This is a genomic window from Candidatus Paceibacterota bacterium, assembly GCA_035652395.1.
Lineage (GTDB): Bacteria > Patescibacteriota > Minisyncoccia > Phycocordibacterales > CAJBRS01 > JADGRH01.
In genome coordinates, this window is sequence record DASRDX010000013.1 from 46,459 (window position 1) to 64,942 (window position 18,484).

Below are 18,484 nucleotides of genomic sequence, written 5' to 3' on the forward strand. Positions count from 1 at the left end.
AAAATGAACACTTTTGTAGTATTCCCTACAGGCGAAAAATTATCAGGGAACGCTCCACATAGTTCTGTATTGGGGGAGACCGTTTTTGGGCCGCGGTGCGCCGAAGATGAGCTTATAGAATCCATTGACGAAGAAATTATAATCAAAAAATTTCTTGAGTTTTTGGTTAATTGTGGGTATGATTGGGAATCTTTTCAATTTCTTTCTAAGACAGAACAAAATAAATTAAAAACGGAGTTTTTTAGAGATGTCTAAAGAAAGAGAGGCTCTTTCTAAACTTAGAACGTCTTTAGATGGCGCAGACTCATTCGTAAATGGCGGCCACAGCATTATTAATGTAGGAGGGGCCACGAAACATGCAGAAAGAATGATGAAGGTGCCGACTTGGGTATTAAGCGATACAAAAGTGAAAGAGTTAATACAGAAACGATTTCCTAGATTAAATACTAATCGTCGTGAGCATAAAGCGGCCCGTAAAACTGTTTGCGTCATTTACTTATATTATCGAGTAGGACTGACCGCTGCCGCCACAGCCGAAGTAATGGGGATGTCAAGAAAAGCAGTAAAGAGGATATTAGAAAGACTAAATGGGTGGATAAAAAGTAACAAAACTACACGGTCCGCCTATTGAAGATTTAATTTTTGGGGCGCGAAATTTACGTCCAAAGGAGCTATTTGGGGATAAATGGAAAAAGATACTGTACTTGTGCATACATGTTTTCAGCACAAGAAAGGTTTTGAAAAAGATACGCCTGCAAGTCCTGAGAAATGCCGATGCCGCAAGCGTATATCATCGGAAAAAGCCGCTGAAGAAGTGAAACTCGGCTTGGCCAAATACACAGAAGTTAAAAAGACAATAGAAAAAATTGTTGTCTGCTTAAATTGTTGTTTGGACGGAAAAAGTTTCAAAAAATCTTGTAAAAATTGTTTGGGTACTGGGCGAGTCATTGTTAAAAAATTTACTAAGATTTTTGGCCCCGATATAATACGCACAATTTCACGAGATGGAAAAAGAAACATAACTACGGTTAAAGTCAAGAAGTCTCCAACTATAGAAGCTAAGCACATTCTCAGAGCGTTGGGACTTTACGGTGGCGGCCAAAACGCGGCAAGAGAGAGATGGGAAGAGTATAATCTTCTCACCAAAAAGTGTTTTGTCCAACTTTTGACTGATTATATTAATGTTAAGGAATTCGACCGAATATGGGCCGAGTGGATAAAATCTCCCGATGAAACTCCGTTTCCTCTTTCATTGAGATTAGAGCCAAAAAATGATTTGACAACAATGGTTGGACGGAAGTACGATTATGGCAGGTCCGTATGAATGAAGATAAGACAAAAGTGAAGATTGTGGCGGATATAGCATTAAAAGAAATCAGGTCTCGTTCTTTTTCGGGCAGACACCCAGAATTGGGAAAAATGATAAAGTGTCAAATTTGCGGAACGCGCCACAGAAGCAGTAAAATTTGTAAATTTAGGTACGCAAAATAATGGATATAATTATATATCATAATAACTGTCCAGACGGTTTTTCTGCCGCTTACGTGGCGAAAATGAAATATCCCGAAGCGGAATTATTACCATTAGACTACGGTACGGAGCCTCCGTATAATCGAGTCTCTGGAAGAGATGTTTTAGTTGTGGATTTTTCTTGGAGAAAAAGAGAACAAAATAGAAAATTAGCCGAATTGTCGAAAAGCTTTCTTATTCTTGACCACCATAAAACCGCACAGGCGGAACTCGAAAATGAACCGTATGCTGTTTTTGACATGAATAAGAGCGGAGTCGGAATTACTTGGGATTATTTTTTAATGGGCCGCGCCCTTGGTGGGTGAATTATGTCGAAGACAGAGATTTGTGGAGATGGAAACTTCCGTATTCACGATATGTAAATGCTTTTATTATGACATTTCCGCGCTCGTTGGAAGCTTGGGACCGTCTTGTAAAATACGACGAGGAACAAGCAATTTTTATAGGAAGATACATAACTTTACAAATAGAACATTATGTTAATGATGTAGCAAAACAATCTAAGCGAGGAAAAATTAAGGTCGGAGAAAACGAACTAGATTTGATGATTCTGAATGTCCCTTATATAAATTGCAGTGAAGTAGGAGAAAAATTAACTGAAGAGACGGGATTAAGTTTGACTTGGTTTGAACGGGCCGACAATAAAATTCAATTTTCATTGAGAAGCAGGGGAGATTTAGACGTTAGCGAAATTGCAAGACAGTTTGGTGGCGGCGGGCATAAAAATGCCGCTGGATTCGTACTACCGATTTCGGAAGGCCGCGCTGTAATTGATGGAATTAGTTATGGCCGTTGAACACATGTTGATAGCCGTTAAAAGCTGTCAACAGCATCAATCGTACCATCAAGCTATCAGGGATACTTGGGGCAAACAAGTATCCCGAATGGTATTTTTTATGGGTGGTTTAACGGGGGTGGTTCCCTCTTCCGATGAGGTTCTGCTTGATTGTCCTGACGATTATCTTAGTTTGCCGCTCAAGACAAAGAAAATTTTAGAATGGGCGGGAGATAGATTTGAATATATTTATCTCTGTGATAACGACACTTTTATAATACCAACACGATTAATGTCCTTGGATTATGATAGGTATGACTATTCGGGTTCAATGGATAGACACTGCCCCATAGGGCAGACAAAAGATTATAGAGACCATATAGGATATTATCCAAATTGCCATCCTTGGGCTAGTGGTGGAGTCGGATATTTTTTGTCTAAAAAAGCAGCGCAATTTATAGCGAAGAAAACTCCCGATGTTTGGGCGGAAGATTTATGGGTAGGCCAAGTTCTAGGTCCTGAGATACAATCGGGAAGAATGACGGCGGCTCATCTTCCCAAATTAGAAAATTATTCCGCTTGGCATTTTAAGAGAACGCGGAAATACAGATTTTATTGTCCTGAAATGATGTACCGAAGTTTTCGCTTGGGGAATCCAGATTTAATGTATAAGGAAGATAATGACAATAGTAACTAGACTGCGGGGCGGCATTGGAAATCAAATGTTCCAATATGCTATGGGATTGGCCCAAGCAAAAAGGTGGCAGACTGATTTATTGTTGGATATTTCATCATTTGTGGGAGATTCTTTAAGGCGTTTCAATCTTAATTTGTTTCCACGAGTGAATGAAAAAACGGTAATAGGATACGTGAAGGCCACAATTTCCGAATCGGGCATGCCGTATAATAAAGCCATAGTTGATTCCATAAAGTGCGACGAAATTTTAAGCGGATATTGGCAAACCGAAAAGTATTTTTCTTGGGATGCGCTCGGTTCGTCCGTTCCTTTTGGGGACATAAAGCAAGATTTGTTTTCAATTTTTACTGATGTTTCTATACAAGGAGATTATTATCACAGGCTAAACCGAATAAAAAGCGTTGAAAACAGCATCGCAGTTTGCATACGCCGCACGGATTATTTGAAATCTGATTTTCACGGCGTCTTACCCGCCGAATACTACAGGACAGCAGCCAAATTTATAAATGCCGAAAATCCTACGTTTTTCGTGTTCTCTGACGAACCGAAATGGTGCGAACAAAATTTTACGAATATTATTCCCGATGTTCCGTTTGAAATCATGGGTAGCTTTGACCAAACAACGCCGGAACATTTAGGCACTGAACATTTAGACATTAATTTAATGTCTTGGTGTAGGCATCACATTATAGCTAATTCTACATTTGCTTGGTGGGGCGCATGGCTCGGAGAAATCAGACAAAAAGGAATTATTTGTGCCCCGTCCCAATGGTTCTTAAATGCGCCAGAAAATCCAAAAGATATAATTCCTGAAAGGTGGATTAAACTATGATTGATTTGAATAATCCTAAATTTGTGTCGTTTTTATCCCCGCAAGCTGAGTGGAAGCACGCTCTACTTATAGAATTGGGGGAAAGATTCAATCTTCAGATTCTAGTGGAAACTGGAACGTGTTATGGCGGCACAATTAATGCGGTTAAACATTGCTTTTCTGAGATACACAGTATTGAGATTCAAAAATCCATATATGATAGTGTTGTGAGACGGTTTGCGGAAGACAGACATGTTAAATTGTATCATGGTTCTAGTCGGCGTATTTTAAGAGGCGTATTATCAAATGTTCCCTCAGGACCTCTGCTATTTTGGCTAGATGCTCATATAACAGGCGGAACAACCGAAAACGACGGAGACCAAATAAACGAGGAATTGAAAATCATTACTGAGGAACGGCCCGATTCTTTAATTGTGATAGACGACGTGAAACCTGACCGATGCAATGGATACGAAGGACCCGATGCGGCTATTACAATACCTGAAGGTTATAAAGCTGTATTTTTACACGGCGTATTAATTGTGCACGATGGTAGATATAATATCTAATACCGGAGAAATTCTAAATGAAAATTTTAGTGACGGGAAGCGGCGGATTAATTGGAGGCGAAGCAGTAGAATATTTTGGTTCTCGCGGCCACGAAATCGTAGGTGTGGACAATAACATGCGAAAGAAGTTTTTCGGAGATTCGGCGGATATTTTATGGAATTTGCATCGCGTGGTTCATAAAGTTATCAGATATGCACATCACGAAGCCGATATTCAGGATATGAATGCGCTGCAAAATTATGTTTTTCAAGGCGCACCATACGACGCGGTTATTCATTGCGCCGCTCAGCCTTCGCATGATTATGCCGAAAAGAATCCTGAAATAGATTACGGCGTCAACGTTCAGGGCACCAAGAATTTATTGGAATGTACGTTAAAGCATAGTCCGAACGCTGTCTTTATATTTATGAGCACCAATAAAGTTTACGATAATGCCGTTAACAGTATGGAATTTGAAGAATTTCAAACTCGTTTTGATAAAAGAGCGTGGCGAGGATTCGATGAGACGACTTCAATCGGAGCCAATAATACATTTGGACGGCATAAACTCGAAGCAGATTTAACGGTTCAAATTTATGCGGCGAAAGGCTTAAAAACCGTAGTTCTTAGAGGCGGTTGTTTGACGGGTCCGGGGCATTCGGGTGTTGAAATGCACGGCTTTCTTTCGCACTTAATTAAAACAGCCGCTACAGACGGCGTGTATAAAATTTTTGGTTATGAAGGAAAGCAAGTTCGAGATAATATCCATTCCTATGACGTTATGCGAGCCGTGGAAGAGATAATCAAAAATCCTATAGCAGGAGAAATTTATAATATTGGCGGAGGCAGAGGAAACAGCATATCAATACTTGAGGCCATTGCCAAGGTGGAAGGCATCATAGGAAAACCCGTAAAACGAGAATATGTAAATGTTCCTCGTTCGGGAGACCACAAATGCTACATTACGGATTTTTCCAAATTAAAAAAACATTATCCGAATTGGGGCATAACAAAGAATTTAGATTATATATTCGATGACATATTAAGGCAGATTTATTGGGGGCAGTATTCCGACCACGAAGATACGAAAAACTATCCTCTTAATGAAAACAGTGTCGTGATAGATGTTGGTGGATATAGAGGAGCGTTTACGGACGATATTGTAAAAAGATATAATTGTTTTGTTCACGTAATAGAACCAATAGAGGATTTTTATCATGCATGCGTTTTTAGATTCAAAAACAATCCTAAAGTGACGCTGCATAATATAGGATTGTCGCATAAAAATGGAAATAGAACCATTGCTAGCCAAGGTCAAAACAGCAGCTTGTTTCGCGGCGGACAAAATCAACCGGAGCTTCCGCCGGACCCTGTTTACGGAAAACCCGTTCCGATAATTGCTAATGTTGTAGATGCAGCCGAATTTTTTGAACGAAACATAATTGAAGCCGATTTGATAAGTCTTAACGCAGAAGGCGCGGAGTTTGAGATATTGCCTCGTCTCATAGAAACGGGATACATTCAAAAGTGCCGAAATGTTCAAATTCAATTTCACAAATTTTACCCTAATGCCGAGATTCTTAGAGAAGCAATTAGAACAGAGCTTAGAAAAACCCATGTCGAGAGTTTCAATTATCCTTGGGTGTGGGAGTCGTGGAAATTAAAATGAATCTTTCTAATATAACTATAGGCATAACATCATTTCTTCGTCACGGATATTTGCGACAATCTTTGCATGGTATCAGAATAAATTTCTCTGATTGCAGGTGGCTTGTGGCGGACGATTCAGACGTTCCGCCGCCTTTGTCTAGTGAAGAAATGGTACGTTTAAGCTTCGATTCGGGCTTAGGCGCAAAAAGAAACGCTCTAATTGAAAATACCAAGACTGAATATTTACTTCTAGCGAGCGACGATTTTGTTTTCGATGAAGAATCTAGAATGGGCGTTGAGTTACTCAAAATGACTTTAGACCGAAATCCCGAAGTGAGCGTAGCGGCAGGCAGAGTAAATGATAGACCGTATGAGGGGTTTCTTGAGTATTCTAGAGGAACTTACCTAAAAGAGATTTTGTTTGATGGCGATAAAAATCCGCTTTACAATACCGACCCCAACTGCTATAAGGTAGATATTGCAGCTAACTATTTTTTGGCGCGAACGCATCGGTTGATTCATTGGCCCGAATCAATTAAAATAGGCGGAGAGCATGGTCTGTGGTTTTTAAGAATGAAGCAGGCGGGCAGAATAGTTGTTTGGGTTCCCGGAGTGAACATACAAACACAGGAAAATAATCCTAGCAAAAAAGATTCAAGATATGATATGCTTCGTCGTAGATGTTGGGACGGCCACAATAAAATGAAGCAAATTTTGGAGATAAAGAAATACATAGATTTTTTTGGTATCGAGACATAGAAAAAAAATGAAAACTTGGCTAATTACTGATACTCACTTGAACCACAACAATATTAAGACCTATTGTCAGCGACCGGATGACCATACGGAACGTATTGATGCCAACATTCGTCGAATGGTGAGTCCGAATGATATTTTGATTCATTTGGGCGATATAGGAATAGGCAAAACTGACGTATTTATGCCGACTGTGCAAAAATGGCCGGGCAAGAAGTGGCTCATTCGCGGGAACCACGACACAAAATCGTGCCAATGGTATGTACAAAATGGATTCGATATGGCTTGCGACGGACTGATTTATCGCGGCGCTTGGCTTACGCATAAACCGTGGCGAGCGCCTTTGCCTCGCGGTACTCATATCAATATTCACGGACATTTACACAATGTTTGGGATGGATTTCTTGCCGACGACCCCGAAAAACAAAAAGATGAGTTTTTTATTTCGGCCAAAAAAGGAAAACTTTTATATCCTTGGCAAAGATTGCTTGCCGTGGAGTACACCAATTATATGCCCGTAGAATTTGATAAATTCGTGGCGAAAGGATGGGCGTGGAGAAGATGAATGGCCGACTTTGAACCTATTGTTAGGTGGGTTCTTTTCCAAGAAGACGATAAAAAAGAACCAGGTAAAATCGTGGATTTAGGGGACGGGGCAGGATTAACTCGGCTTGGAATTACTCAGCGTTATCATGCTAATGATGTTCCTTCCGAATACTTTACTACAATGCCGTTTGCCCAAGCCGTAGCTTACGCCAAATCGGTGTACAAGAAATTTTATTGGGTGCCCATACGAGGAGATGAAATTCAATCCGATATTGTGGCCGCTCCCGTGTTTAGTTTGGCTGTAAATAATTCTCCATCCGGTGCCGTTCGTGTTTTACAAAAAGTTTTGGACATAAAACAGGATGGAATTTGCGGACCGATTACCATTAACACTTGTAACTCCAAACAGCCTGAAATAGTGGCTTCAATGTTTCGAGCGGAGTGGGAGGATTTTTATAGACAGATAGCCGCATATAATAATCAAAATAAATTTTTATCGGGTTGGCTTGCCAGAGTTTATTTTCCGTATCCGTCGCCCGTGCCCCAAATTTATGATTAAATTTTGTTACATGTGTCGCCATAAAGGTTGCCCCAATCCTTACTTTTGGAGTTATAGCGAAAAAGGTTTGGACATTTTGATTCGCCTGCATGAGGCGGACCATTTTCTTGAAATTCAAGAAAGCATGAAAAGATATGATGAACAGAACAAATTTAAAAACAAGGATTATAATAAATTATACTGTAATTGGCAGGACATACTTTTTCTGAAGACGAGGGGAATTTCCATAGACGAGGATATTATTTATGTCGGTAAAGGTAGTGAACATTAAAAAAGAGTCTTGCGATATTCCCGTGTGCCGACCCACAATTTTTGGTAATTTTATGGGTTTTGGAAACCCTAGAAAAAACGCGGTGGAAGCCTTTGCTTTATACTTTTATTCGGAAGACGGACGTAAATTGCGAGAAAAGGCATTAAAGGAAATACCGGAAAATGCCAAAATAGGGTGCTACTGTTCGCCGGAACCGTGTCATGCCGACATCATTGCGGGCTATTTAAATTGGAAGCGGAGCCTTCAGTTCTTTTGTTATGCCCTAAGAGGACGATTGGAGAAATAATAAATATGGAAGTCGAAGAGAAAGATTTTGCCTATAGTTTGGGTTTTTTGGAAGAATGGTTAAAAGGACATCCGAAACAAGTGTCGGAACATTTGAAGACCGTGGCCGATGCCATATCTTTTTATAGAAATCGGTATCAAGCTGTTAAAGATAAATTTGACGAACTAATACAAGAAAACAACCAATTAAAGAAACAATATAACGAAACCGTGGCAAGTGCCGCGAAACTTTTGGATTTTGCTCGCTCGCAGGCCGAAAGAATTTCTGAAACGGAGCAATTAATAGAAGAACAGCGGCCTTTTTATCGGGTACACAAGGAAGGGCTTGACAAGCCACAGTAAATATGAGATTATTTTGAAGCAAAAGGAGGCTTTCGGCGTGATTTTTGAAATTAGTATTTATGCTCCCGGAATTTCGGATTTTCATCCAAAAACGGATGAACCGGTTCCATTCCCTCCAATTGTGGAGACTTTTGAGGCTAGTTGCAATCAAGAAGCGAAAGCAATCGCTGAAAAAATTTATGGTCAATATGGATTCGGCCATGTCGGACATTACAACATCTTCCGAGCATAATTGCTTTTCGCAAGGAAAAGGCGGAGAATATTTATTTCTCTGCTCTCGTTGTGGAGGATGTTATGCATGTAATCACCGAGCGGTATTCATTGGAAAGAAATGGTGGTGGATTTCAGGATTGACAAATAAATACGAGCGCATCATAAATGACGGCAGATTATACGAGCTTCAGGCCGTGCCTGCCCCGTTCGTCGCGGCAGGGGCGAAGATGGCGACTTAATCTGGCGCGGCCTGAGGAAATGAGGATAATATGAAAAATAAATCTGAAATTACAGAAAAGAATATTCAAACGATGCCCGCCAAACAGCTTCGCGGTCGCTTGCGAAGGAAGGCCCGACAGAAAACGGGAGCTTTAATTGACCAAGCTTGGGCCGTTATTCTAAATGTCATTTACGAAAATACCGCGCCTCAAAAATTTGATGACAATAATAAATTTATGAAAACCGAGGCATCGAAAAATTTTGGAACTGTAAATCCTGGAATACGATAATAGGAGTTTATCGCATGATGTCGAAAGCAAGAAAAGCCTTCTTCTTAATATGGTTTTTGTTAGACGTATTATTGTTTATAACTTTATATTTATTGTCATTATATGGGATTTTATGAACTTAATCAAGAAAATCATAATCATATTCGGATTGGCCTTAATAACATCGTATTTATTGGGGGCGTCTCCGAAGTACAATCTTCAAAACGATTTCGATTATTATAACGAACAATACTTTTACGGAGCGTTGCCAAACAACACAAAAGTTATATGGTCGGATTTGTCGCGCTATAATGATATGGCTAGAATGGATAAAAGACCCGACGGCTCAGTTCTTATATCCATAGACCCTCGGCTCAATCCTGACTTAAGAGAAGCCGACATGAGTCTATTGCACGAAATGTGCCACGAGAAATTGGAATTACGCATAAACGTTCCTGCGGGTTATACGGCAATCGAATCTAGCCTAGACCCTCATGGGCCTGCCCACGAACAATGCATGATTGATTTGGCAGAGCGACACGCTTTCCATGATTTGTGGTGAATTAATTGAAATGAGATAAAAAATGGAGACCCTTAATGAGTTGGCACTTTTCGCGGGCGCTGGTGGAGGAATACTTGGCGGAAAACTCCTGGGATGGAAAACTGTCTGCGCTGTTGAAATCGAACCCTACCCTGCAAGTATTCTTATCAAAAGACAGAATGAAGGATTTCTCAAATCCTTCCCTATTTGGGACGACGTTAGAAGTTTTGACGGACGACCTTGGAAAGAAATTGTTGACGTGGTTTCTGCGGGCTTCCCGTGTCAGGATATTAGTGTCGCAGGAAAAGGAGCGGGAATCTCAGGAAAACAAAGCGGCTTGTGGAAAGAAGCAGCCAGAATTGTTGGTGAAGTACGACCTGGATTCGCGTTCTTGGAAAACAGTCCCGCGCTTACCAGTCGAGGACTCGACGTTGTTCTTGGGGACTTGGCCGAAATGGGGTACGATGCGGAATGGTGTGTGCTCGGAGGCTCCGATGTTGGAGCTTGGCATCAAAGAAAACGCATCTGGATTCTCGCTGCCGACAATAGGCAAGAACGAGTTCAAAGGTTCGTCTCGAAAAAGATACCGTGGAAGCACAGAGTACCGTGGTGCCAAGATGTCCGAGGGATTGAGGATTTGCGAAAACGAACCGATATATACTCACCCCAACTTTGCAGAGGAAGCAATGGGGTGGCCGATTACGTGGACAGAATCTCGGCCATTGGAAACGGACAGATTCCAACAGTGGCTGCGAGCGCATTCAGTATTTTAATCAATAGATTTGTCAGGGAACGGTGAGTATATGCTGTACTGTGAAGATTGTCGAATATACAACAATTTGAAATTACCGCCGTCCTATCCCTATGTTGACATATTTAAGGCCACGTGTGAGCTATGCCATAAGATGAAGGATTGCTACGATATTCCCGCCATTTACGCCAAACACAGATATAATTGGACGACAGAAGAAAAAATACTTGACACAATGCTCCAAAAAGAGTATCGTGGTAAAGCCGAGGAAATGATTATTCCTATAACAAAGGGAAAGCATGCCGGGGCCGTGAATCACGAATATACCGATATGCTCTTAGGCGTCCTAGTGCAAGTTGAAGGTCAAATAGATTGGTTTGCAACGTATGAAATGAGAAGAAAACTCCGAGATGCGATTGTTAAAAAACAGAAAGGAGGATAGCGTGGGATTTATTGGGTTTGATAAAAACGGCGAAGCTTTGTACGACACAAAAGATGCCGCCATAGAAAGGGCACTTATGATGGCCAAATTCCGAAATTTCAAGGGAAAAATTCTAATACAAAGAAATGTTCCGATGTGGTTTGCTCATTTGGTCAAAGGCACGATATTTGAAAAATTAGGGTATAGATGTTTGAATTTGAACGAACAGAAAGGAAAACTTGCATGAAAAACACATTAAAAGTGGGTGACGAAGTTTACGTGACACGAAAGGCCAAAAGCTATGAAAATGGTTGGAACAATGTTTGGGTTCCGAGCGCGATGAATTGTTACGTAGGTAAGATTGGGCGCGTTAAAGCAATTTATGAAGATATAGGAATCGAGCTAGATTTCGGAGATGGCATGCCTGAATATTTGTTCCCCTCTTTTGTTTTAAAGAAAATTTCTCCAATTCAGGAAGCCAGAGACATTGCTAAAAAAATATCTAAACGAAACGGCTTTGTTACAATTGATGAAGTCCAATCGGCCATGAAAGAGACTAAATTCGGGCCTATAACGAAGGGAGCGGCTGGAGCGGTTTTTAATACGCCCGAATTTATAAATACGGGAGTGACGGTCAAGAGCGTCAGACCCGAAAATCGGGGCAGGAGAATTTCTATTTGGAAGCTTAAAACAAGGGATAGGCATGGAAAAAAGACAGCTTTACGTAGTGGTGGCTAATTCAATAGAAACGGATTTCGGGAAGATAAAGCAACCCAAAGGACGGCAAACGGCTCAGGCCGCGCATGCCGCTGCGGCTTTTTGTTTTGAATATGGTAAATTATTAAATGCTTATACTACAACAATAATAATTTTACAAGCAAGAGATTCGGCAGAATTGCAGCATATTATGCGTTTAGCCAAAACAAAAAAGCTGCGTCACGTCGCATTTTATGACGAAAATTTATCCGCCTACGGCGACGGACAGTTTTTAACTGCCGTGGCCATATGCGGATTGCCAAAACAGGTTCAGGGTGTCATCGATTATTTGCCGCTTTGGAGTTAAAGGTGAGATTAATACAAGACACAAAATTGGATTTTCAAGATGTGCTTCTAGTTCCGAAACGCTCTACAATTCAGAGTCGGAAAGAAATAAATCTGTTGCGAACCTTTAAATTTCGCTACGTTGATTGGACGTGGACAGGAGTGCCAATCATTTCGTCCAATATGACTTCGGTCACGACTATTGAAGTTGCGCGGGTTATGTCGGAGCGCGGCATGTTAGCCTGTATGCCGAAGAATTTTAACGGCTCATCTTCGATTAATTCGGATTTTCTAATCAAAAGTATAGGTCTCAATTCCTTTGTTTCTAATATTAATTACGATTGTTGTTTTTTATGTTTGGATGTACCGAACGGCTACATAGAATCGGTTGTGGATAAAGTTCGTGAAATCAGGTCTGAATTTAGAGATGTTGTAATCATGGCTGGAAATGTCGTCACTCCAGAAATGACCGAAGCCTTAATTCTAGCGGGAGCCGACATCGTGAAAGTAGGAATAGGAAGCGGAGCAGCTTGTTCGACCCGTATTAAAACTGGCGTCGGGTACCCACAATTAAGCGCAGTAATTGAATGTGCCGATGCGGCCCACGGTCTCGGCGGCCACATCATCTCGGACGGCGGATGTGGTACACCAGGAGATGTCGTGAAAGCTTTTGCCGCTGGAGCGGATTTTGTTATGCTTGGCGCAATGCTGGCCAGTCACGATGAAAACGGCACCGAATTTTACGGTATGGCATCAGAAAAAGGCGCTACCGAGATAGCTGGTGGCCTTAAAAACTACAGGGCTTCGGAAGGATGGGAATTTAATTTACCTCGGCGCGGTCCGCTAGAAAACACTCTTCAAGAAATTACAGGCGGCATTCGGTCGGCCTGTGCCTATGTCGGGGCTAAAAACATAAAAGACTTGCCTAAATGCGCGACATTTGTTAGGGTAAATAGGATAGCCAACAGCAGTTTGTGGGAACACCGAATTTAAGAGTTGACAAACAATTGCCGCTCAAGTACACTTTCAGAATTGCCAGTTTGCTTAGGAACGCGCTAGGGTTGGCGGACAATTGCCGCTCAAGTACACTGCTCAGCCCGCAACTCCTTTTTGACTAAGGTGTTGGGGGCTGAGCCGCTGACTAATACAAAAATGAAACTATATAAATTAACAAACGAAAACGGCTATACTTACAATAAAACCCTGTGGGGCGAAGGCGTATCACATTCAGGAACGGGAAAGGGACCGATTTGTAGCGAGGGATGGATTCACGCTTACGAACACCCATTTATTGCCGTATTTCTTAACCCGATACACGCATACTTTAAAAATCCTAGAATGTGGGAAGCGGAAGGCAAAATTGACATACGCGACGGACAATTAAAAGTAGGATGTAAAACTTTAAAGACCATAAAAGAAATCCCGCTGCCTAAGGTACAAGACAAACATTTTATTATTTTCGGAGCTTTAGCCCTCGTCCAAGCTAGCAGTACTGTGTTTAATAGTGATGAAATAGTACGGTTTAACAACGGCGAACTTTTAAATCTTCTTTTAAATTATTTCACGACGATTTCCTCTAATTCTCGACTACGTATGCCAGCGTCATTATTATATCAAGCGGCATCTGCACTACGCAATTCTTCTTCTACATTCGACAAGTCTTTAATAATTAGATATATGTCCGCTAAAGCCGTATATTATTGTAATACGGCCAGACCTCCTTTGGATTTAATTTCGATTGCCGAAAAGAACCGCGAATATCTGACCGATGCATAAAATTGTATCGAGCCTGAGAAACAATGTAAAAAAGAACATCGAATCCGTCCTTAAAAATGATAATGTAATATAGCATTACTTTCAAAATGTATAAAACTCATCGAGTAGTACTAAAACTTTTTTTGGTCTTGACAGCCATGATTTTTTACGGTATGCTGCTGTATCGTAAAATCAAAAACAGACTGAAAGGGTTTGTCCGATGATAACAAAAGTAAAGAACAAGACAACTCCTTCATTCAGGGAACAGGCCGAAGTGTGGCTACGAAATGGACAAAAGCGTAAAAGAAATCCGCTTCGTCCCGAAACAGTCAAGACCTATAAATCGCAAATTGAAACCAATTTGAATCCGAATATAGGCGTACTTGCCGTAGATTCCGTTGGAAATAAAGAAGTTAAAGAACTTGTGGCAATCTTGGCCGCCAAAGGACTATCGGCCAGCACGATTCAGCTTAACGTCAATATTATCAAGCAGATACGAAGTTCTATCGTTAATTCAGAGGGTGAGCAAGTCTATCCGTATAAATGGAACACGGAATTTATGGACTTGCCCATTGTAGATAAGAATCAACAGAAAAGGCCCGTGGCTAGCGCACAGACGGTTCAAGACGCATTTAAATGCACTTCCAAGGCCCCAAGCCATACCCAAGCCCTTTTGGTCGTTCTAGCGGGTTCTGGGCTGCGAATTCAAGAGGCTTTGGCATTGACTATGGCCACGAATGAGGAAAGACTGCCTAATTTTAATTATTGGGTGCCGTCCGAATCAAAAATAGTCGTATTCGGACAACGAGATGGCCAAAGAATGATGCCGCCGAAAACGAAGGCAGGAATTAGAGAAGTAGACTTGCCTAGCGAGCTTAATGACTATCTAAAGCGGCATTTTAGGATTGAAAACGGATTAATGTTTCCTGAATCCGAAAGCTTTTACCGACGTGAATTTGCAAAATGCGGCATTTTAGGCGGATTCCACAGTCTACGGCGATTCAGGGTTACACATTTGCGTATGCAGGGGGTTCCCGACAGTCTAGTTCATTTTTGGATTGGACATGAAGATTCTACCGTAACAGGCAGGTACACCGAAGTCGGAACAGAAATCGAAGCAAGAAGAGAAGCGGCCAATAAAGCAGGTTTAGGTTTTAATTTGGATGAACCGATACGCGGGCGCAATCCCGGACTTTAGTCTGGGTTAGCCGCGTCCTTGTTGACTGACATACGTTTTGAGAATTTCTAACGTCGCTCCACCTACGGAGCAAAGGAAGAAACCGCTAGACCAAAGAGTACGAGCATGACGACCCCAATAGAAGGAACCAAATCGGCTGAGATAGGCGGAAGCACTCTTACTTTTGAGAGTGCCAACAACTGCGCTCAAGTTAGCCGTGGGAGGGTAGCGGAGAAGAAAGTGGATGTGGTCGGCATCGCCACCAAACTCAACAACCGCACAGCCGATGCTATCAACAACGCCAGTAAGCATCTCACGAATAAACGGAAGGTCGGCAAGAAGCTTCCTGCGGAACTTCGTGCAAAAGACGACGCGCACACAAAGATGGTAGACACAGTGACTTGCTGTATCAAAATCAAGTGCCCCGATTTTCTTCGTCCCGTACTTGATTCCTTGGTACCCAAGGCTCGTGCCTGCGTTGATAGAATGCTCGCTCATCGCGACCAGTCCTCTAGTAAATATTATCACGAGATACCGAGCGCAATCAGCAAGAGTCTGATTGCGAAGTACCAAAGAAATAAGAAATGCAAATCGGTAACCAACCTCGTGTTGCCTATCTCCGGAGACAAAGGCAGGCAGATTAAGTTGGAAGCAGGCGGGTTGAGAATCCCTGCACTATTCAAAAAAGAAATTCTGCCCGTTATATGGTTGCGACTGCCTGTAGGATTCATCCGTAGTGCAGAATTTTTTATGCGCAAAGGCGGGTGGTACGCAGCAGTTTGCTACAACGCAAAAGCGGATAAGCAGTTCGTGTGCACGGGAACAGTGGGCGTTGACCGTAACTCGGTTGGTGCTGTCGCAACGTTGGCAGACCCACAAAGCGGGAAAGTTTTGCATCTTGGTTTCAACCCAGCAAAGACAAAAGAAGTCTGGAGGGGGCGGAAAGCAAATTTGCAGGGTCTTGGGAAGAAGCGTCTTCTTCACGAGATTCGTAATAAGCAATCAAGACGCACGAAGTACGAAAATCATGTCGTGTCCAAGCAGATTGTGGACTACGCCGCGAAACATCGTCGGTGCATTAACGTAGAGAAATTGGAGAACGTCAGGAAGGGGAAGATTCGCCGTTATAGCGAGTCGTCTCAGTGGTCTTTCTATCAGTTGCTTCAATTCATTCTCTACAAAGCCGCTTTGCGCGGGGTAATGGTGCTGGAAGTAGATTCTGCGTATACATCGCAGGAGTGCTCCCGATGCCATCAGTTAACCAAGCCCAACGGTAAGTCATATCGTTGTGGACATTGCGGACACAATGACCACCGAGACGCTAACGCGGCATTTAACGTCGCAGGACGCGCGATGCCTATCGGTGGAGTAGTCGGAGACTCAGTGCGCTCCGATTCGGGCCTATTGGTAGTCCCGTTTCTGGGAACCGAGGTGCAGCAATGCAACTAGGCAAACAGAATCCCAGGGTTTGCCCTGGGAGTATCAAACTAACTGTGCCTAAAAAACAAAATGGAGACGGTTTTTGTAAAATTTTTTACGTGTCGTCCGAATCCGACCCTACGGAAGTTCACATTGTGACTCGCGTAGGCCATCTTTTTGCTAGATATTTCTGCGATTGCAAAGATTTTATGGTTCGTAAATTAACTGACTCGTCCACTGTGCCCGGAATCGTACTTATGCAAACACGGCAGCTTCGTAAAAAATTTTGAGAATCGTAAAAGAAAGAAAAATGAAAAAACAAGAAGAATCAAACGCAACGGTTGAAGAGCAGACTACGCTTTTAAACCCAACGCCAAATAAGGCTTGGGACGAAATCGAAACCGAGCCGCTTTTAGAGCACTCAAGAGAGTAAAATCGGCTCAAAGTCTCCGGTAAACCTGTTATTGGGGTCTATTTCAGATAGCATGGTCCTGAGTTTTGAAATTCTTTGCTCTATGTTCCCTGTATTAACCCAATCCATGTAATGATTATATGCTCTGAACCCGATATGCGCGCATTGTGGCGTGTCGGGGTAAAGAACGGATAGGCCATAAAATTTAGCTATGCGTCTAATCAATCCGTCATCTAAATCGGATACTTCAGGCATCGGCCCAAAGGTGCGGTCCATATAGGCTTGCCTGTTTTCAAATAGACTGTCATTTATGTGTTCCACTACCAAAGACAAAGAACCGCGCTTAAAACAACTTCCAGGATTAGTGTACTGATTATAGCTTGGCAGATGCCGCATTCTTCGACCGCACGTAGCAAAATAATCATTGGCGGCCTGCGCCGTAAAATGCCAATTGAAAAAATTTCGGCCCACCAATACGTCTTCTTCAATAAGAAACACGTATTCGGCTTTAGTCTCGTATCCAGCTTTTAGGGCTTGAAGTATGTTCCACATTCCCGAAGGAACGGAAACATGCGGACGGGCATGAAAAATTAACGCTCTTGGACAATACTCATCTCTGACAAATTCTACTTCCTCAATATTACAGTCAGTATCTGCAAATATTCTTACGTCATCAACTTGATTTTCCGAATTAGAGATTTTCTCCAAGGCCAAGGCCAACATTTCGGGTCGTTTGTGAGTCGGCATAACGACGCAAGAGACGCTCGAATTCTTCTGTAGCCAACTGCTGTCGCTGTTCATTGGTTAAATCCTCTATGGGAACGGCTATTTTTCCAGGAATAATTTTCGCATCCACATAAGCAAAGTCACTCATCTGAATTCTCCTCCGACATTTTTCTAAATTGTTCGGGCAATTCGGCCTCTTCTTCGGCACTTAATTCATCTGGCGGATTACCAAAATAAGCTAATTCCAAATAGTTTTTACGAGTAAGAGGAATTTTGTCTTGCTTCATTTTTTTTTCAAGAACAATGTCTTTTTCCATTATTTTAATCCTTTCGACAGAGTTTCTAGTCCTGTTTTAGTATATTTGGTTTCAGGCTGTTTGTCAATATTTGCTTTTCGGGCCATATCCATAATTTTTTGTCGGGTGGTTTCCGCAGACTGTTTGCCGTCTTCGTACTTTTCCCATTCCTTTTTAACCGCTTTTTTAAGTTTTGTTTTGTCTTCCACTCAGTCGGAAATAATTTCCTTATTTTTTCCCATACTACGGATTGCAATTCAGAAGGCCAAGTTCTTTAGCGGCTCGGCGATATGCTTCAACGTATAACGGATAATTTCCGACAACACCAGTGTAATTAGATTCTCCCGCAGCGCCGAAGTTATCTTTAACTTCCGGGGAATCAGCACCTAAAGGCATCAGCGTGGCCGCAGCAACCGCATGAGTATCCACGGTCACGTCATCAGGATTTTAGACGGGTCTATAATATTGTTATA

At 42.0% G+C, this 18,484-nt stretch carries 32 protein-coding genes; 27 read left to right on the forward strand and 5 right to left on the reverse strand.

Features of this window, described 5'->3' with window-relative positions:
* The first annotated feature begins 3 nt into the window (after positions 1-3).
* The 27 genes from VFA52_04420 to VFA52_04550 all read left to right on the forward strand — a co-directional run bounded on the left by VFA52_04420 (position 4) and on the right by VFA52_04550 (position 17,010).
* Positions 4-255, forward strand: coding sequence for a hypothetical protein (locus VFA52_04420; protein HZS43401.1), 252 nt, complete (start codon positions 4-6; stop codon positions 253-255).
* The gene (locus VFA52_04425) at positions 248-631 is read left to right on the forward strand and encodes a hypothetical protein (GenBank protein ID HZS43402.1); all 384 of its coding nucleotides are present in this window, start codon (positions 248-250) and stop codon (positions 629-631) included. Before VFA52_04420 ends, VFA52_04425 begins: the two co-directional genes overlap by 8 nt.
* 54 nt (positions 632-685) lie before the next feature.
* The gene (locus VFA52_04430) at positions 686-1,324 is read left to right on the forward strand and encodes a hypothetical protein (protein HZS43403.1); all 639 of its coding nucleotides are present in this window, start codon (positions 686-688) and stop codon (positions 1,322-1,324) included.
* A 166-nt stretch (positions 1,325-1,490) separates the two neighbouring features.
* On the forward strand, positions 1,491-1,835 hold the full coding sequence (locus VFA52_04435; protein ID HZS43404.1) for a hypothetical protein: 345 nt from the start codon (positions 1,491-1,493) through the stop codon (positions 1,833-1,835).
* Positions 1,836-1,921: 86 nt separating this feature from the next.
* Positions 1,922-2,326 (forward strand): DHHA1 domain-containing protein, encoded by a 405-nt coding sequence (locus VFA52_04440; GenBank protein HZS43405.1) that lies wholly within the window; start codon positions 1,922-1,924, stop codon positions 2,324-2,326.
* A complete protein-coding gene (locus tag VFA52_04445) occupies positions 2,316-3,002 on the forward strand; it encodes a hypothetical protein (protein HZS43406.1) in 687 nt (228 codons plus the stop codon). Before VFA52_04440 ends, VFA52_04445 begins: the two co-directional genes overlap by 11 nt.
* Positions 2,986-3,834, forward strand: a complete 849-nt coding sequence (locus tag VFA52_04450; protein ID HZS43407.1) for an alpha-1,2-fucosyltransferase — start codon at positions 2,986-2,988, stop codon at positions 3,832-3,834. Before VFA52_04445 ends, VFA52_04450 begins: the two co-directional genes overlap by 17 nt.
* Entirely contained in the window at positions 3,831-4,382 is a 552-nt protein-coding gene (locus VFA52_04455; GenBank protein HZS43408.1) for a hypothetical protein, read from the forward strand. The genes VFA52_04450 and VFA52_04455 overlap by 4 nt, the downstream gene beginning before the upstream one ends.
* A gap of 17 nt (positions 4,383-4,399) precedes the next feature.
* Entirely contained in the window at positions 4,400-6,031 is a 1,632-nt protein-coding gene (locus VFA52_04460; GenBank protein ID HZS43409.1) for an FkbM family methyltransferase, read from the forward strand.
* Entirely contained in the window at positions 6,028-6,771 is a 744-nt protein-coding gene (locus VFA52_04465; protein ID HZS43410.1) for a glycosyltransferase family A protein, read from the forward strand. The genes VFA52_04460 and VFA52_04465 overlap by 4 nt, the downstream gene beginning before the upstream one ends.
* A gap of 7 nt (positions 6,772-6,778) precedes the next feature.
* The gene (locus tag VFA52_04470) at positions 6,779-7,333 is read left to right on the forward strand and encodes a metallophosphoesterase (protein ID HZS43411.1); all 555 of its coding nucleotides are present in this window, start codon (positions 6,779-6,781) and stop codon (positions 7,331-7,333) included.
* Positions 7,334-7,873 (forward strand): putative peptidoglycan-binding domain-containing protein, encoded by a 540-nt coding sequence (locus tag VFA52_04475; GenBank protein ID HZS43412.1) that lies wholly within the window; start codon positions 7,334-7,336, stop codon positions 7,871-7,873.
* A 10-nt stretch (positions 7,874-7,883) separates the two neighbouring features.
* The gene (locus VFA52_04480) at positions 7,884-8,144 is read left to right on the forward strand and encodes a hypothetical protein (protein HZS43413.1); all 261 of its coding nucleotides are present in this window, start codon (positions 7,884-7,886) and stop codon (positions 8,142-8,144) included.
* Positions 8,134-8,430 carry a DUF4326 domain-containing protein gene (locus VFA52_04485; GenBank protein ID HZS43414.1) on the forward strand — a complete coding sequence of 99 codons (297 nt, stop codon included), beginning with the start codon at positions 8,134-8,136 and terminating at the stop codon, positions 8,428-8,430. Before VFA52_04480 ends, VFA52_04485 begins: the two co-directional genes overlap by 11 nt.
* Before the next feature lie 5 nt (positions 8,431-8,435).
* Positions 8,436-8,771 carry a hypothetical protein gene (locus tag VFA52_04490; protein HZS43415.1) on the forward strand — a complete coding sequence of 112 codons (336 nt, stop codon included), beginning with the start codon at positions 8,436-8,438 and terminating at the stop codon, positions 8,769-8,771.
* Positions 8,755-9,003, forward strand: a complete 249-nt coding sequence (locus VFA52_04495; GenBank protein HZS43416.1) for a hypothetical protein — start codon at positions 8,755-8,757, stop codon at positions 9,001-9,003. Before VFA52_04490 ends, VFA52_04495 begins: the two co-directional genes overlap by 17 nt.
* A 250-nt stretch (positions 9,004-9,253) precedes the next feature.
* On the forward strand, positions 9,254-9,493 hold the full coding sequence (locus VFA52_04500; protein HZS43417.1) for a hypothetical protein: 240 nt from the start codon (positions 9,254-9,256) through the stop codon (positions 9,491-9,493).
* Positions 9,494-9,605: 112 nt separating this feature from the next.
* Positions 9,606-10,034 carry a hypothetical protein gene (locus VFA52_04505; GenBank protein HZS43418.1) on the forward strand — a complete coding sequence of 143 codons (429 nt, stop codon included), beginning with the start codon at positions 9,606-9,608 and terminating at the stop codon, positions 10,032-10,034.
* 22 nt (positions 10,035-10,056) lie between these two features.
* Complete coding sequence (locus tag VFA52_04510) at positions 10,057-10,812, forward strand: DNA cytosine methyltransferase (GenBank protein HZS43419.1); 756 nt, start codon at positions 10,057-10,059, stop codon at positions 10,810-10,812.
* Between the two features lie 106 nt (positions 10,813-10,918).
* Positions 10,919-11,206, forward strand: a complete 288-nt coding sequence (locus tag VFA52_04515; GenBank protein HZS43420.1) for a hypothetical protein — start codon at positions 10,919-10,921, stop codon at positions 11,204-11,206.
* A 222-nt stretch (positions 11,207-11,428) separates the two neighbouring features.
* Positions 11,429-11,923: a hypothetical protein gene (locus VFA52_04520; GenBank protein HZS43421.1), complete on the forward strand. Its 495-nt coding sequence runs from the start codon at positions 11,429-11,431 to the stop codon at positions 11,921-11,923.
* Complete coding sequence (locus VFA52_04525; GenBank protein ID HZS43422.1) at positions 11,889-12,248, forward strand: peptidyl-tRNA hydrolase; 360 nt, start codon at positions 11,889-11,891, stop codon at positions 12,246-12,248. The genes VFA52_04520 and VFA52_04525 overlap by 35 nt, the downstream gene beginning before the upstream one ends.
* A gap of 2 nt (positions 12,249-12,250) precedes the next feature.
* On the forward strand, positions 12,251-13,219 hold the full coding sequence (locus VFA52_04530; GenBank protein HZS43423.1) for an IMP dehydrogenase: 969 nt from the start codon (positions 12,251-12,253) through the stop codon (positions 13,217-13,219).
* A gap of 159 nt (positions 13,220-13,378) precedes the next feature.
* On the forward strand, positions 13,379-14,002 hold the full coding sequence (locus VFA52_04535) for a hypothetical protein (GenBank protein ID HZS43424.1): 624 nt from the start codon (positions 13,379-13,381) through the stop codon (positions 14,000-14,002).
* Between the two features lie 199 nt (positions 14,003-14,201).
* Positions 14,202-15,179, forward strand: a complete 978-nt coding sequence (locus VFA52_04540) for a hypothetical protein (GenBank protein ID HZS43425.1) — start codon at positions 14,202-14,204, stop codon at positions 15,177-15,179.
* Positions 15,180-15,284: 105 nt separating this feature from the next.
* A complete protein-coding gene (locus VFA52_04545) occupies positions 15,285-16,607 on the forward strand; it encodes a transposase (protein ID HZS43426.1) in 1,323 nt (440 codons plus the stop codon).
* Positions 16,608-16,887: 280 nt separating this feature from the next.
* The gene (locus VFA52_04550; protein ID HZS43427.1) at positions 16,888-17,010 is read left to right on the forward strand and encodes a hypothetical protein; all 123 of its coding nucleotides are present in this window, start codon (positions 16,888-16,890) and stop codon (positions 17,008-17,010) included.
* Here VFA52_04550 and VFA52_04555 read toward each other — a convergent pair.
* The 5 genes from VFA52_04555 to VFA52_04575 are packed head-to-tail and all read right to left on the reverse strand — an operon-like array spanning position 16,999 to position 18,446.
* Positions 16,999-17,736 (reverse strand): hypothetical protein, encoded by a 738-nt coding sequence (locus VFA52_04555; GenBank protein HZS43428.1) that lies wholly within the window; start codon positions 17,734-17,736, stop codon positions 16,999-17,001. The genes VFA52_04550 and VFA52_04555 overlap by 12 nt on opposite strands.
* Positions 17,681-17,863, reverse strand: coding sequence for a hypothetical protein (locus tag VFA52_04560; protein ID HZS43429.1), 183 nt, complete (start codon positions 17,861-17,863; stop codon positions 17,681-17,683). The genes VFA52_04555 and VFA52_04560 overlap by 56 nt, the downstream gene beginning before the upstream one ends.
* On the reverse strand, positions 17,856-18,032 hold the full coding sequence (locus VFA52_04565; protein ID HZS43430.1) for a hypothetical protein: 177 nt from the start codon (positions 18,030-18,032) through the stop codon (positions 17,856-17,858). Before VFA52_04565 ends, VFA52_04560 begins: the two co-directional genes overlap by 8 nt.
* Positions 18,032-18,220, reverse strand: coding sequence for a hypothetical protein (locus VFA52_04570; GenBank protein ID HZS43431.1), 189 nt, complete (start codon positions 18,218-18,220; stop codon positions 18,032-18,034). The genes VFA52_04565 and VFA52_04570 overlap by 1 nt, the downstream gene beginning before the upstream one ends.
* Before the next feature lie 34 nt (positions 18,221-18,254).
* The gene (locus VFA52_04575; GenBank protein ID HZS43432.1) at positions 18,255-18,446 is read right to left on the reverse strand and encodes a hypothetical protein; all 192 of its coding nucleotides are present in this window, start codon (positions 18,444-18,446) and stop codon (positions 18,255-18,257) included.
* Between the last annotated feature and the right edge of the window lie 38 nt (positions 18,447-18,484).